The 13977-nt window shown below is 34.2% G+C and carries 14 protein-coding genes; 4 read left to right on the top strand and 10 right to left on the bottom strand.

The window, feature by feature from the left end:
• Positions 1-29: 29 nt before the first annotated feature.
• Genes HNP90_RS06940 through nifH form a run of 7 tightly spaced genes read right to left on the bottom strand, consistent with a single transcriptional unit; the run spans position 30 to position 6640 of the window.
• Positions 30-1535 carry a thiamine pyrophosphate-binding protein gene (locus HNP90_RS06940; protein WP_011977519.1) on the bottom strand — a complete coding sequence of 502 codons (1506 nt, stop codon included), beginning with the start codon at positions 1533-1535 and terminating at the stop codon, positions 30-32.
• Positions 1536-1561: 26 nt separating this feature from the next.
• Positions 1562-1948: a zinc ribbon domain-containing protein gene (locus tag HNP90_RS06935; RefSeq protein ID WP_011977520.1), complete on the bottom strand. Its 387-nt coding sequence runs from the start codon at positions 1946-1948 to the stop codon at positions 1562-1564.
• A gap of 44 nt (positions 1949-1992) precedes the next feature.
• Positions 1993-3108 (bottom strand): DUF2117 family protein, encoded by a 1116-nt coding sequence (locus tag HNP90_RS06930; RefSeq protein ID WP_048060438.1) that lies wholly within the window; start codon positions 3106-3108, stop codon positions 1993-1995.
• 26 nt (positions 3109-3134) lie between these two features.
• Positions 3135-3743, bottom strand: coding sequence for a fumarylacetoacetate hydrolase family protein (locus tag HNP90_RS06925; RefSeq protein ID WP_011977522.1), 609 nt, complete (start codon positions 3741-3743; stop codon positions 3135-3137).
• Positions 3744-3757: 14 nt separating this feature from the next.
• The gene (gene hpt, locus HNP90_RS06920) at positions 3758-4315 is read right to left on the bottom strand and encodes a hypoxanthine/guanine phosphoribosyltransferase (protein ID WP_011977523.1); all 558 of its coding nucleotides are present in this window, start codon (positions 4313-4315) and stop codon (positions 3758-3760) included.
• Between the two features lie 24 nt (positions 4316-4339).
• The gene (locus HNP90_RS06915) at positions 4340-5746 is read right to left on the bottom strand and encodes an FAD-dependent oxidoreductase (RefSeq protein WP_011977524.1); all 1407 of its coding nucleotides are present in this window, start codon (positions 5744-5746) and stop codon (positions 4340-4342) included.
• 15 nt (positions 5747-5761) lie between these two features.
• On the bottom strand, positions 5762-6640 hold the full coding sequence (gene nifH / locus HNP90_RS06910; protein WP_011977525.1) for a nitrogenase iron protein: 879 nt from the start codon (positions 6638-6640) through the stop codon (positions 5762-5764).
• A gap of 295 nt (positions 6641-6935) precedes the next feature.
• On the opposite strand from nifH, the gene acs reads away from it, so the two are divergent.
• Positions 6936-8846, top strand: coding sequence for an acetate--CoA ligase (acs, locus tag HNP90_RS06905; protein ID WP_011977526.1), 1911 nt, complete (start codon positions 6936-6938; stop codon positions 8844-8846).
• A gap of 21 nt (positions 8847-8867) precedes the next feature.
• On the opposite strand, the gene HNP90_RS06900 is transcribed toward acs, so the two are convergent.
• Entirely contained in the window at positions 8868-9923 is a 1056-nt protein-coding gene (locus HNP90_RS06900) for a DNA methyltransferase (RefSeq protein ID WP_048060439.1), read from the bottom strand.
• Between the two features lie 66 nt (positions 9924-9989).
• Here HNP90_RS06900 and HNP90_RS06895 point away from each other — a divergent pair, with 66 nt between their 5' ends.
• From HNP90_RS06895 to HNP90_RS06885, 3 genes are all read left to right on the top strand, one after another.
• Entirely contained in the window at positions 9990-10505 is a 516-nt protein-coding gene (locus HNP90_RS06895) for a DUF367 family protein (RefSeq protein WP_011977528.1), read from the top strand.
• Positions 10506-10509: 4 nt separating this feature from the next.
• A complete protein-coding gene (locus tag HNP90_RS06890) occupies positions 10510-10653 on the top strand; it encodes a 50S ribosomal protein L40e (protein ID WP_011170095.1) in 144 nt (47 codons plus the stop codon).
• A gap of 379 nt (positions 10654-11032) precedes the next feature.
• The gene (locus HNP90_RS06885; protein ID WP_011977529.1) at positions 11033-12373 is read left to right on the top strand and encodes an SLC13 family permease; all 1341 of its coding nucleotides are present in this window, start codon (positions 11033-11035) and stop codon (positions 12371-12373) included.
• A 256-nt stretch (positions 12374-12629) separates the two neighbouring features.
• On the opposite strand, the gene HNP90_RS06880 is transcribed toward HNP90_RS06885, so the two are convergent.
• Positions 12630-12782, bottom strand: coding sequence for a hypothetical protein (locus HNP90_RS06880; RefSeq protein ID WP_181486645.1), 153 nt, complete (start codon positions 12780-12782; stop codon positions 12630-12632).
• A gap of 26 nt (positions 12783-12808) precedes the next feature.
• Positions 12809-13969 carry a homocitrate synthase family protein gene (locus HNP90_RS06875; RefSeq protein WP_011977530.1) on the bottom strand — a complete coding sequence of 387 codons (1161 nt, stop codon included), beginning with the start codon at positions 13967-13969 and terminating at the stop codon, positions 12809-12811.
• Positions 13970-13977 lie beyond the last annotated feature (8 nt).

Here is a 13977-nt window from a genome sequence, read left to right as displayed (position 1 = left end):
ATTTTCACCGAATAAGTTATGTGTTAATTTTAAATAAACGGTTTTGGAAGTTTTTCATTTTCGCATTCTACAACCATAACGTATGGAATGCTCTTTTTTAAGAAGTAAGATACATTTTCACCGATTTCATCGCTGTTTTGGATGTAAACATTTTCAATTCCGTATGCATCCGCTATTTTATTGAAATCGGGCGTATTGATTTTGCCAAACATGTTTAAATGATTGTTTTTCATCACTACAATAAGTATTTTTAAATTGTTTTCAGCGACAGTCCCAAGTTCTTGGATATTCATCTGAAAACCGCCATCTCCACTGATGGAAACGACTTCTCGGTTTATATTGTAATCATTGCATCCAAATTTGACACCGATTGAGGCAGGAAGCCCAAAGCCCATAGTGCCCATTGAATGAGAAGAAATGATATTTCGTGGAGCCACACATTTTTTTAATAAAGAAACGAAAACAGTGTGATTTCCAGCATCCGTAGTTATTATTGTATCTTTTGGTAAATTTTCCAATATTTCATGGATTTTAGTAGAATAGTCGCCGAATTTAAATTCGTTTCGGCTTAAATTTTGTCCGGACAGCTTAACGTGGCCGGAAGAAACGTTTTCATTAAATGTATTTACAATAGTCTTAATGTCGTTGGTACTATTGATACCAAAATTAAGGGGAATTACATTATATAAAATTTTATCCCTTATGCTTTCTGGAAGTGTGTTGTATGAAAGACTTGCACCTATTGAAAATACTGCATCGCTTTTTAAAATGAGTTCATTTGACTCTAAACTTCCCCTTCTTCCAACCATTGCGTATACATTTTCAAAATTCTCATCAACTACCCCTCTTGCAGGATAAGTTGTTAATATTGGAATTTGAAGCTTTTTTAAAATTTTACCAATTTCAATCATTTCATAGTATTTTAAATTTCCATAAATTCCCTGTCCGATGAGTAAAACGGGATTTTTAGCATTTTTGTACTTTTTTATCGTTGAAACCGCATTTTCAATCGATTCACCAAAATTATTTTTTAAATCCATTTCTGAATCAATAACGGATTGGTCGTAGATATCTGCAGGAATATTTAATGAAATCGGTTTTTTAAGTTCATAAACATCATTATATGAATTAATTAAATATTTGGAGTCAGGACTCTCGATAAAATATCCTTTTTCAAAATTTAAGAAATCCATTGGAATTTCTTGAAAGTAGTTTTTTCCAATATAATTTGTAGAACACCGTCCAGTAATTGCAAGAACTGAAGAAGAATCTTTAAAGGCAGTTGCTATACCAGTTGTTAAATTTGTAGCGCCTGGGCCAGCAGTTGCAAGGCAAATTCCAACTTCATTTGTACCCCTAAAGTATCCATCTGCCGCATGAGCAGAAGCTTGTTCATGTTTTACATCGATACAGTTTATTTTCGAGTTTTCATGAAGTGCCCTATAAATTGGAAGAATCTGCTCTCCAGGATATGCGAAAACAGATTTAACGCCTTTATTTTCAAAAAAATCTATCATAAAATCCAAATATTTCATAAAATCCCCATTTTAAACTCAATGGATTATTTATTTTCTTTATATTTATTAGACTTGTATTTTGCACTACCGTGGCCAAAATGTTCTGAAAGTGGTTCTTCACAGGAATGTATTATGTTATTGTCTTTATCCATTATTATTTCTTTATATGTGTTATTTTCTCTATCTATTATCATTTCCCGATGATTCCAGACACCTGATTTTTTATGTAAACTATCGCCTTGTTTAAACTCAAATAATGGCTTTTTTAAATCCATTTTTTTAGTTTTACCACGTATTTCTTCATGCACGGTTATGGTTGTTGTATCGACAATATCAATTATGATTTCCTGTTTTAAACTTCCACAATTTGGACACGTTTTATCGTTCTTATTTAATTTTAATCCGCAATCCATACAAAATATTTCCATCATCTTTTCACATAATTACGTTAAATAAAAATGGAGTTATGATTTAGTTAATAGATTATTTCTTCAAATTCAATACATTCTCTCTTCATTATCTGTTTTATAGTTTCCACGTATTTTTCAAAATTCCCCAATTTTTCAAAATTACCAAGTTCTTTTTCAAGTAATTCCCCGACATCGTCATCTTTTTGATTTTTAATCAGAAATACAACAGAACCGCTTAAAATACTCGGATTTTTTAAAATATCGTCTTTATCCCCGTCAGTAATTCCAATTATTTTAACTCCAAATCTTGAGAGGATATCTCCGCAGATTGTTGTTGTATCGTCACCAACCGTTATGACAGCACATATTTTTTTATGCTTTATGGTTTCTAAAACGTCTTCTCCAGCATGATTTACAAATAAAACTTCTCCTAAATCAGAATTTAAGTTATATTTGGCAATTTTCTGGTTTTTTGAAGGGTGGCGCCTTAAAAGTCCTGTTTTTACAACAACTTTTTCAAGGTCGATATTTCCTAACTTTTCAACACCATGCCATTTGACAGTTCCACCAATAATATCCACGATATTTCCATTTTCAGAAACTATTGTAACATCGTTTTGATTAGATCGTCCAATTATGATGCCGTTTAGCATAATGGACTCGTCAATATCTACACCATTTATTTTTCTAAACGATTTAGTTCCTTCAACCCAGAAATTTAATCCTTTACTGATACATTCGTCAACGTTTAAATCGAGTTTATCCGAAATTTCGTCCACAATATTTCTTAAATTTTCATCATCTTTTGTAGTATTCCATAGTATTATCGTTCCATCAGATTCTCCAGGCCTTTCAATCTGAATAACTGGCTTTTCAACGTTTGATCTTTCAACAACGATTTTTCCGAAAGTGTGGCCGGTAATTTTTGATTTTCCATAGTTTAAAAGAATTAATATGTCATTATTTTCAAGTTTTTTAAGTGATTTTGATGGAACCAGCTTTTCAGAAATATCGATGATATCTTCAAGGGAATTATCGATTACTGCAACCCTTCCAATGGTTCCGCCTAATTTAATCTGTAAATTGATATTTTCATCTAAATTTTTTAAAATAGCAAAAATTTTTTCTGCAAATCCCGAATCAATGATTTCAGGCCCATGTACAACAATTCCTACGTTCAAAGTATCACACATAAAAAAATATTAAATTATTCAACGAAATTTTTCAAAATTCCAATGTTTTCAATTTCAATTTCGACAGTATCTCCTTTTTCAAGTTTTCCAACTCCTGGCGGAGTTCCTGTCGAAATAATGTCATCCGGATAAAGTGTCATTACCGATGAAACAAATTCAACAAGTTCTTCGACATCAAATATCATATTATTGGTGTTAGAATCCTGTTTTATTTTTCCATTAACTCTTAACTGGATTTTTAAGTTGTTTGCATCTATTCCAGATACTATTTTTGGACCAATTGGACAAAACGTATCGAAGGATTTGGCTCTTGTCCACTGCCCATCTTTTTCCTGAATGTCTCTTGCAGTAACATCATTTAAAATTGTAAATCCTTTTATGTAGTTTTTAGCATCTTCTTTTTTTACAGATTTACAGGTTTTTCCAATTACAATTGCAAGTTCAGCTTCGTAATCAACTCTTTTAGATGCTTTTGGTATTTTTATTGCTTCTTCGTTAAATATTATCGAAGAAGTGGGTTTTAAAAATATGACTGGCTCTTTTGGCAACTCCATTTTAAGTTCTTTGGCATGGTCTTTGTAATTTAATCCAGCACACACTATTTTTGAAGGAATTATGTCCAAAATTTCACCCAAATTTACTCTAATATCTGTACTTTTCCATCAACAACTTCAATTTTTACAAGAGTTTTTACTTTGTATCCTGTTTTTTCTTCAACAACGTTCTGCCCGTTTCCTCTATCGATTATACACAAAACATCTTTGATATCTGCACCAGCTCTTTTCAATGCGTTTATAATTGCAACAAGGGTTCCACCGGTTGATATAACATCATCGAGGATTACAACTTTGTCTCCTTTATTTATCCCGTTTAAGTAGAGTTCCCCCTTACTGTATCCAGTTTCTTGGTGAACTGGAATTTCGCCTTCGAGTAAGTATTCTCTTTTTCTCATTATGACATAAGGAATATCTGTTGCAATCGATACTGCGGTCACGATTGGAATCCCCATGGCTTCTGCGGTCACTATTTTATCAATGTCTGTGTCAATCATCTTGATGACTCTTGTTGAAACGTCTCTTAATAATTCTGGTTTAACAAGTGGAACTCCATCAGATATGGGGTGTATAAAGTAGTGGTATTCTCCTCTTTTTACAATAGGGCATGTTTTCAATGATTCTTCCAATAATCTGCTCATAAAATTCACCGATTTAAATTTAATTTATTTTTTAGCTGATTCGTTCTGAGTATCGTAGATATTTTTAAATTCAGATAACATGACTTCAACAGAATATGCGGCTCTTGTTATGCCCATACTTCGGGGATCAGAATCTGTTCCAACAACAAAGAAACTATCATCAATTTTCGGGTAAACGAAGAACTGTCCAATTGAGCAAGATGCCTGCTCTGGAACCGTTTCTTGAACATAGAGCATATCGACTTTATCGGTATTTAAATTTAGTTTATTTTCAATAGTTTGCAAAGCATCTTCTCTCTTTGAATTTACGAAAGAAAAGCCCATTAAGTGTTTTCCTTTTGGAGCTAGGCTCTCATCGTAGTTTGAAATGGTAGACGCCCAGCAAGGATTCTCTATCCAGATTTCAGAACCCAAATATGGGAAGTAATTTTTTTCGTCCCCGATCCAGACAGTAGTTGATTTTGTAAACTTGATGTTGCTTAATTTTTCCTTATTCTTTTGAATTTTAGTTATTTTCGCCACTTTTGGTAACGTAATTGCAGGTGCAGAATAAACAATAATATCTGACGTGTATTCTCCTTCAGAAGTCTTTACAGTGTATTTTTTACCGTTTTTTGTTATTTTTTTGACTTCTTCGTTTTTTATTTGGGTATTTGTAAGTGAATAAGTTACACAATTACAGATAGACTGAACTCCACCAACAGGATAGCCTTGTGTTGAATATCTGTGCTCAGTCATGAATTTATTGATGTATTTTTTTGAACCGTTTTTTATGGAGCTTATAAATCCGGCATTTAAGATATTGATGATTCTTTCAGTTCCAAATTTCTTTACAAGTGTTGATTTCAGCGGATTTATTTTCATATCCTTGTAGATGAATGGTAAAATATCGTCTTCAGGAATATAGCCTGCACCGGTAAAAAATCTCCAGAGTGGTGTGTGTTCAAGGTCTTCTCCACTTAAAAAATAAGCAATAGTGTTGAAAAAGTCTATTGACGTTTGACTAAGGCCCATTTCTTTTACAAAATCATGTACAGAAGCATCTTTTGTAAAACCCATCGTCATTAAGTCCATAATCTTTGAAGTGATCAAAACTTTGTCTTTATTTGGAATTACTGGTGTAGTCATCCATTCATGCATCGAAACAGGGATTCTGTGTAATTTATCAGTTCTTATGTAGTAATCCCCATAATTTCTGAAATTTGGAATGTATCGCGAGTACTTATTCAAAAGTCTGATTAAAGGTCCGTTATCGAGCATGGTAATTGCGTGGACTCCAATATCAACAGTATATCCGTCAATTTTTTCACTCCTACATAAACCGCCTACAACATCTTCTTTTTCAAATACGATTACATTATGCCCTTCTTTTTCAAGTGCAAGTGCTGAAAGAAGTCCCGAAGTTCCGCCACCTACTACAATTACATCCATTGTTTCACGCATCTCTTATTCGACAGTTTTCTGTTTTTTTATTCTTTCTTTAATCATTTTTCCAATCTGCATTATTTGGGCGTTTTCAAGCGGTTTTGGAGTCGTTCCAGTATTATTTTTATATATCGTTTCTGCAAGTTCCATGTATATTTTACTTATTTCTTCTTCTGGAGCGTATTCTATTGCAGTCTGTCCATCGATTTCAGCTTCGTTAATTATTGAAGAATTTGGAACTTTTCCAATGATATTTGCATTTAACTGACTCGCAAATTCACTTACAATATCAAATGCATCCATAGATCCCCTGACGTTGTATACAATGCCTCCAAGTGTACTTCCTCCACGTTTTACAAACTGGCTTATTCCGTTGCAGATATTGTTTGCTGCATAGAGCGCCATGTAATCTGAAGAAGTTACTACGTAAATCTGGTCAGCAAGCCCCATTCTAAGCGGCATTGCAAATCCTCCGCACACAACATCCCCTAAAACATCATAAATAACTATATCTACACCGAGTTCTTCAAAAACGTTCATTTTTTTTAAGAGGTCGATTACAACAATCACTCCTCTTCCCGCACAGCCGTACCCGGGTTTTGGGCCGCCTGCTTCAACGCAGTAAATTCCATTAAATCCTTCGTAAATTATGTCTTCTTTTTTTAATAAATTCTCGCGAATTATGGTTTCAATTCCAAGTTTATCAATTCCTTTTTCTCTCAAAACATCTAAAACAGTAGGTATATCTTCACCACGTCTTAAATTGGACGTACAATCGTGTTTTGGATCACATCCTACAACGATAACCTTTTTACCACTTTTTGATAATGCCGCTGCCAAATTACAAACAGTAGTCGACTTTCCAATGCCTCCTTTTCCGTAGAACGCAATCTGTTTCAAAATATCACCGATTAACCTGAATATGATGGATTCTCGCAATTTAATTAAAACAATATAGTACATATAATCTAAATAACTAATATAATTTATTATGGGATTATTGATTGAAAAATCCATAGTTAGAATCTTTGAATTATCAAAACTAATTTTTTTAAAACCGATATTAAACGTAATCGCTATTTTATTTAGAATTATTTCGTCATCAGACTAACATATACCTACTTCATCCGAAATTTATATATACTTTGTCGTATCTATAATGATTAATAATGACAAATAAATTTGAGGGATGATAATGAAAACTGGAGACAAATACATAATGCTCGAAAAATATTCGGAAATGCAGCAGAAAGCTTTGGATGACCCTGAAAAATTCTGGGGAGAACAGGCAAAATGTTTAGAATGGGATAAAACCTGGGATAAGGTATTGGACTGGAATCCTCCTTACGCAAAATGGTTCAAAGGCGGTATTTTAAATGCAAGTTACAACTGTGTTGATAGACACATAAAAGGAAACCGGAGAAATAAAGCTGCTATAATCTGCGAAAAAGAGGATGGGAGCTGCGGAATTTTAACATATTATGAGTTATACCGGGAAATAAATAAATTCGCAAATGTTCTTGAGAATTTGGGCGTTGAAAAAGGCGATGTTGTTACAATCTACATGCCGATGATGACAGAGGCAATTATTGCAATGCTCGCATGTTCGAGAATTGGGGCAATCCACAACGTTGTATTCTCTGGATTTTCATCAGATGCGCTCGCTGATCGGATAAATGATTCAAAATCAAAAATATTGGTTACTACAAACCTGTTGTACAGGCGTGGAAAAGAGATTGACCTTAAAAAAATACTGGATAAAGCACTATTAAATTGTAATTCAATAAAACACGTAGTTTATGCAAAAAGAGGCAGTGAAGAATTTAATTTAGTTTCCGGAAAAGAGTACTTCTGGGATGAATTGATGGGCGGAGCTAAAAGCTACGTAGAACCGGTTCCTGTAGAGTCAGAGCACCCACTATTTATTCTTTACACGAGCGGTACAACAGGAAGTCCAAAAGGGGTAGTTCACTCAACAGGGGGATATTTAACTTACGCTACGAAAACCATGGATTGGACATGGGGATTAAATGAAATGGATGTATTTTGGTGTACTGCAGATATTGGCTGGATTACCGGCCACACGTATGTGGTTTATGGGCCGCTATCACTTGGTGCTACGATAGTTCTTTACGAAGGTGCGATAGATTACCCTGAACCTGACAGATTGTGGGGTATTGTAGAAAATCACGGAGTTACATTACTCTACACTGCACCAACCGCGATAAGAATGCTCATGATGTACGGTGAAAAATGGGTAAATACTCACGATTTATCAACACTGAGACTTTTGGGAAGCGTTGGTGAGCCGATAAACCCAAGAGCTTGGAAATGGTACTATAAAGTAATTGGAAAAGAAAAATGCCCAATATGTGACTGCTACTGGCAAACAGAAACAGGGGGACACATGATATACCCTGCAATTGGACTCCAGTCAGTCCCATTAAAACCAGGTTCTGCAACGTTCCCAGGAATTGGAATTGACGTTGATGTTGTAGATAACGAAGGAAATCCAGTTGATGCAAATGTAAAAGGAAATCTTATCATAAAAAAGCCATGGCCAGGAATGCTTGCAGGGCTGTGGAATAATGATGAAAGGTACCGTGCAGCATATTGGGATAGGTTCAAAAACAAATTCTCAACATCTGACTATGCAATAAGAGATCAGGATGGATATATATGGGTACTGGGACGATCTGACGAAGTATTGAATGTTTCAGGACACAGAATCGGAACTGCGGAACTCGAACACGAACTTGTATCGAATAAAATGGTTGCAGAGTCTGCAGTAGTTGGAAAACCTGATGACGTGAAAGGAGAGGTTCCTGTTGCATTTGTGATATTAAACGAAAAATACCGGGAACTTCCATCAAATGAAGTAAAAGCTACACTTATAAGGCATATCCGGGATACTGTTGGTCCAATTGGAACTCCAGCAATGATATTCTTCGTAAATAAACTTCCAAAAACAAGAAGTGGAAAGATAATGAGAAGAATCTTGAAAAAACTTATAATGGGCGAAGATATAGGGGATGTTAGCACTTTGGAAGACAATACCAGTCTAGAAGAAGTTAAAAAAGAGCTTGAAGATTTCAAGTACGATTAAATAATTTTTTCTTTTTTAAATTTAATTTTTCCTATAAACGTGAATATACCTTGTAAGGCTTTTGTGAACTCTCATTTCGTAGAATTTAACTAACTCTAAATTAAGTTCCATTTTATTTGGGGCTGCAAAGACTAAATAATCGTTATTCTTTAAAACACCAGCAATTTTTTCGAAAATTTCTAACATATCTCCTTTTTTGAACGTGGAAATCCCGTATGGGGGGTCAGTTACAATTCCATCTATTTTTTCAATTCCCAATTCTCCTAAATATTTTGAGACGTTTTTAGCATCGTTCTGCTTTATTGAAATGACCTGTTTTGATAAATCATATGTATTTAAGTTTAAAATTGCACCTTTTACCATCTGTTCATCGATGTCACTACCAATTAATTTGCATCCTAAAAATCCGGCTTCAATTAAGAATCCTCCTGTTCCGCAGAATGGATCTAAAACAATCTCTCCTTCTTTAACTCTCGATAAATTTACAAGACACCTTGCAAGTTTTGGCATTATACATCCTGGGTGGAAATATGCTCTTAAATGGGGCCTGTTATTTTGGAAATATTCAATATCTCTTTTTTCAAGAACGAGTCCTGTATAGATCTTATTATCTGAAATAACAACTCGAATAGTTTTTATCGGGTTTTTTAAACTTACTTCAGCAGAAGTTTTTTTCTTTATAATCCCTCCGAGTTTTCTTTCGATTTCCATCGAATTGAACGGGCTATCTTTTTCTAATTTTAAAACACGAACTGCAAAAGTTTCATCATGTTCAACTGGAAAATCAAGAGTTTCAGAAATTTTGAAAAAATTATGCAATGTTTCGTCTACATTCTGGTTAATTATCGGAGTTTCTGAGAATAAAACGTGTCCTTCGTTCGTATACCCACCTCTACTAACCATTTTTTTTATAATATCTTCTGAAATTGAACTTTCCAGTATCACGTAATTTTTAAAGCAGTTTAAATTACCATCAAGACTAAAAATATCGATTAAAGCATTTAGTTCTGCCAGTGGGAGTTTTTCGTGCTCAGCACTCAACAAAAAACCTGCTTTTGTGTTTCTTAAATTCAACATATCACCAGTAGGTTTAAATTTCAAAACATCATAGGTGTTGTATTCATATATATCTTAGTGATTTCAATGAAACTTTTCATATACCATGAAAAACAGTGCGACCCAAAACGGTGTACTGCACTAAAAATGGGAAAACTCGGGTACGCAAAGATAATTACAAATCCAAACAAGGTTCCGAGGAATTCACTTTTACTAAATCCATATTCGGAAAAGACAGTTTCCGTTGAAGATAGGGAAATTATCGAAAAATATGGAATTTTGGGACTGGACTGTTCGTGGAAACAGGCTGAAGTTGTATTTAAAAAAACAAACGCCAAGAATCAGAGAGTTTTACCGTTCTTGATTGCAGGAAATCCTGTAAATTACGGAAAACCCTGTAAACTAACTACTCTGGAAGCAATAGTGGCCACCCTCTATATAGCAAACTATAAAAATGAGGCCGTCTCTTTATTGAATGGTTTCAAATGGGGAAACACTTTTATAGATGTTAATAAAGAGTTACTTGAACAGTATTGTGGAAAAACATCTGATGAAATCATTAGGATTCAGAACGAAATTTTAAATAACATACGAAACAGGTGAGATAATGGCATTCGAAGAAGCAATCAAAAGAGTTTTCATGAAAAAGATTTGCATGAAATGTAATTCAAGAAACTCATGGAAAGCTACAAAATGTAGAAAATGTGGATACACAAATTTAAGGCCTAAAGCTAAAGAAGCTAGAGCATAATCCATTACTTTTCTTTTTTGGTTTAAATTTATATTTTATTTTACAAAATCGCTTTTTTAAAGAATTATTTTTTAAGTTCAGGGCACTATTTTTTTCCGATTCAAATGAATAGTAATAAATATTACACAGAATATAGGAATAAAAGTTCCTGATAGAATCTAAGAAAAATCTATTCAGGCAATATGTCGGAGACTAAACTTTTAACTCGAGAAATTCCTCGAAGTTCTTTAAAAACTAACAATTTATCCAGTTAGTATTTATTCAAAGCCAATAAACCTAGTTTTATATGCATTCTACTTTTATACGATTTTTTCAAAAGTTTTTCTAAAGTCGATTCGACGAGGTGAATTTATCGAAATTTAGATAACGAGGTGATTTTATGAAAAAAGCACTAATTTTACTCGTGCTTGCCGTATTTTTAATTGGTTTTACAAAGATCACGTACGTGGATGAAGAATCTGCTGACGGAATAAACAGCCAAAAATCGATAATCACGCTTATAATTTTGGGAACTGCAGCTGTAATGTTTTTTACAGAAGCACTCCCTCTACCCGTTACTGCAATGCTTGTTCCGGTCGCTTTAAGTTTTCCCGGGATAGATATACTGTCTAGTACGCAAGCTTTCGCTGATTTTGGGAATAAATGGGTAGTACTGTTTATGGCCGCATTTATACTTGGTGAAGCCGTATTTAGAACCGGTTTTGCAGATAAAATCGGGCAAATGACTGTAAAAGCAGCTGGAAAAAGCCAGTTAAAATTAATGCTACTTGTAATGCTTGCAATAGGTACAATGTCTGCATTTTTATCAAACACTGGAACAACAGCAGCATTTATACCAATTGTAATGGGAATCTGTGTTTCCGCAAGTTTAAAACCTGGAAAATTGTTAATTCCTATGGCTTATGCAGCGTCCCTTGGTGGAACCTTAACGTTAATTGGAACTCCTCCAAACGGGCTTGTAAACGATGCACTTGAAAAATCAGGAATTGCTCCATTTGGATTTTTTGAGTTTGCAAAAATAGGAATTTTAATATTCATTGCAGGAATTTTATATTATGGTGCAATTGGGCACAAATTACTGCCCGAATCAAAAGCAAAAGCAAGAGATTTTGTTTCTGATACTTTAAAATATAGAACTAACAAGATGTGGATTGCAACGCTGGTCTTTACATTTGTTGTATTGATGACCGCAACTGGAACGATTCCACTTGTAACTGCATTCATGCTTGGTGCATGTGTGGTCGTAATGACCGGATGTATCACGATGCAGGAAGCATTTAACAGTATTTCGTGGACAACGATATTTTTGTTTGCAGGAATGCTTCCGCTTGGTACTGCAATGGGGGTTACCGGTGCTGCTACAATGATTGCAAACACAGTTATCACATATGTTCATAGCCCACTTGCACTTCTTGCAGCAGCATATATCTTGACTGCATTAATTACTGAAGTAATGTCAAACACTGCAACAGCTGCTCTGGTAATGCCACTTGGAATAGCTCTTGCAGATGCATTTGACGTTAGTGCAAAACCGATATTGATGGCAATTGCAGTTGCAGCATCATCATGCTTCTTAACTCCAATTGCGACACCTCCAAACATGATTATACTTGGTCCTGGAGGTTATTCATTTAAAGATTACGCAAAATCAGGCTGGCCACTTGAAATAATCTGTGCAATAATTGCAATTATATTTATTCCAATAATTTGGCCATTTTAATTCTTTTTTTATTTTGATTTTAATTGTAATACTAATTTTAAGAAATATAATTTTCAGTATGATTTTTTTTTAATTCGTAATACTTATATAGTATAAGTGTGAAGTAATAGTATGGTTGCAACCATTAGACCATCACTAGCCATATGCGTACAAACATGATGTTAAACTATCTCTCTATCTATCTCTTTTAGTCACCACTCCAACTAATCGGGAAAAATTTCTATTTTTAAAATTTTTTAAAAAAATTAATAAAAAATTAAATTAATACGCTAAGCGCGTAAACAATCAGAATTATCGCTGCAAAAAGCAATATTAATTTTATTGTTGTAAATACCATTTTAAAAATAAACTTTAAGATCAAGAATACGATAATTGCGGCAATAATTGCAGTTATTATCCAGCTAAACAAGTTCCCACCTTAAAAAAGTTTTAAAGTTATTTAATAATCTTATCGACAATGTTTTTAAACACTTCGTCGCTTATTTCGGTACCTTCTTCCCTAGTTTCTTTTGTTTTCTTTACAATTTCCCAGAGTTCATTTCTGGATGTTTCAAGACCAAGTTCTTGCAACCTGTGAGCAACTGCCCTGCAACCTGAATGTTTTCCAAGTATGATTTTTCTTTTCTGACCGATTTTTTCAGGTAAAAATGGTTCATATGTTAAAGGATTTTCTAAAACCGCATCAACGTGTATTCCACTTTCATGGTAAAATGCCATTTCCCCAACAAGAGGTTTATTTTCAGGAATCCTGATTTTTGAATATTTTTCAACAAGTTTTGACATTTCGGTTAAGATTTCAGTGTTTAAGCCCATGTCGTAGTCGTAAAGTACTTTTAAAGCCATTACAATTTCTTCAATTGCAGCATTTCCTGCTCGTTCGCCTATTCCATTGACTGTGGTAGATACTGCTTTTGCCCCACCTAATAACCCATATATCGAGTTTATAACTGCAAATCCAAAGTCATTGTGGCAGTGTACTCCAATATGTGCTTTTTTCAAATGTTTGCTTAATTCAGAACAGATGTAGTACATTGATTGGGGTGTAGCACATCCGAGGGTATCTGCAATATGAACCCTATCAGCACCGTGTTCTTCTGCATTTTTGTGAATTCTGATGATATCTTCAATCGGAGTTCTTGTTGCATCTTCTGCAGAGAACGCTACGAAAAGTCCGTGGTCTTTTGCGTATTCAACGGCTTTCATACCCATTTCTTCGACTTCATCGAGGCTTTTATGTAATTTATACTTCAAATGCATCGGAGAAGCTGCAATAAATGTGATTATCCCATCAACGTCACATTCTATTGCTTTATCAATATCTTCCTTCAAAACTCTTGATAATGCCAAAATTTGTGCGTTCAGTCCTTCGCCAGTAATGGATTTAATACATTTTCTCTCGTTTTCAGAAACAATTGGAAAACCTGCTTCAATCTGCTTAATTTTAAGTTCATCCAATTTTTTAGCAATTTCAAGTTTTTGATCATGTGTAAAACAGACCCCGGGGGTTTGTTCACCATCTCGCAATGTTGTATCATACAAGTAACAGTCTTTTAAATCTAATTTTGGGTTGTATGGGGATACCGCTTTCCAATCCATAATCATTC

It is taken from the genome of Methanococcus maripaludis (assembly GCF_013760955.1).
Taxonomy (GTDB): domain Archaea; phylum AGJL01; class Methanococci; order Methanococcales; family Methanococcaceae; genus Methanococcus; species Methanococcus maripaludis_A.
The sequence above is the reverse complement of the archived record's forward strand: the minus strand, read 5'-3'. Positions and strand labels throughout refer to the sequence as shown.

What these genes read in the sequence shown, in the direction of transcription:
- HNP90_RS06940 (WP_011977519.1), bottom strand. Translation starts at nt 1,535, where the DNA reads ATGAAATATTTGGATTTTATGATAGATTTTTTTGAAAATAAAGGCGTT.
- HNP90_RS06875 (WP_011977530.1), bottom strand. Translation starts at nt 13,969, where the DNA reads ATGGATTGGAAAGCGGTATCCCCATACAACCCAAAATTAGATTTAAAA.
- HNP90_RS06900 (WP_048060439.1), bottom strand. Translation starts at nt 9,923, where the DNA reads ATGTTGAATTTAAGAAACACAAAAGCAGGTTTTTTGTTGAGTGCTGAG.
- acs (WP_011977526.1), top strand. Translation starts at nt 6,936, where the DNA reads ATGAAAACTGGAGACAAATACATAATGCTCGAAAAATATTCGGAAATG.
- HNP90_RS06895 (WP_011977528.1), top strand. Translation starts at nt 9,990, where the DNA reads ATGAAACTTTTCATATACCATGAAAAACAGTGCGACCCAAAACGGTGT.
- HNP90_RS06935 (WP_011977520.1), bottom strand. Translation starts at nt 1,948, where the DNA reads ATGATGGAAATATTTTGTATGGATTGCGGATTAAAATTAAATAAGAAC.
- HNP90_RS06915 (WP_011977524.1), bottom strand. Translation starts at nt 5,746, where the DNA reads ATGGATGTAATTGTAGTAGGTGGCGGAACTTCGGGACTTCTTTCAGCA.
- hpt (WP_011977523.1), bottom strand. Translation starts at nt 4,315, where the DNA reads ATGAGCAGATTATTGGAAGAATCATTGAAAACATGCCCTATTGTAAAA.
- HNP90_RS06885 (WP_011977529.1), top strand. Translation starts at nt 11,033, where the DNA reads ATGAAAAAAGCACTAATTTTACTCGTGCTTGCCGTATTTTTAATTGGT.
- HNP90_RS06890 (WP_011170095.1), top strand. Translation starts at nt 10,510, where the DNA reads ATGGCATTCGAAGAAGCAATCAAAAGAGTTTTCATGAAAAAGATTTGC.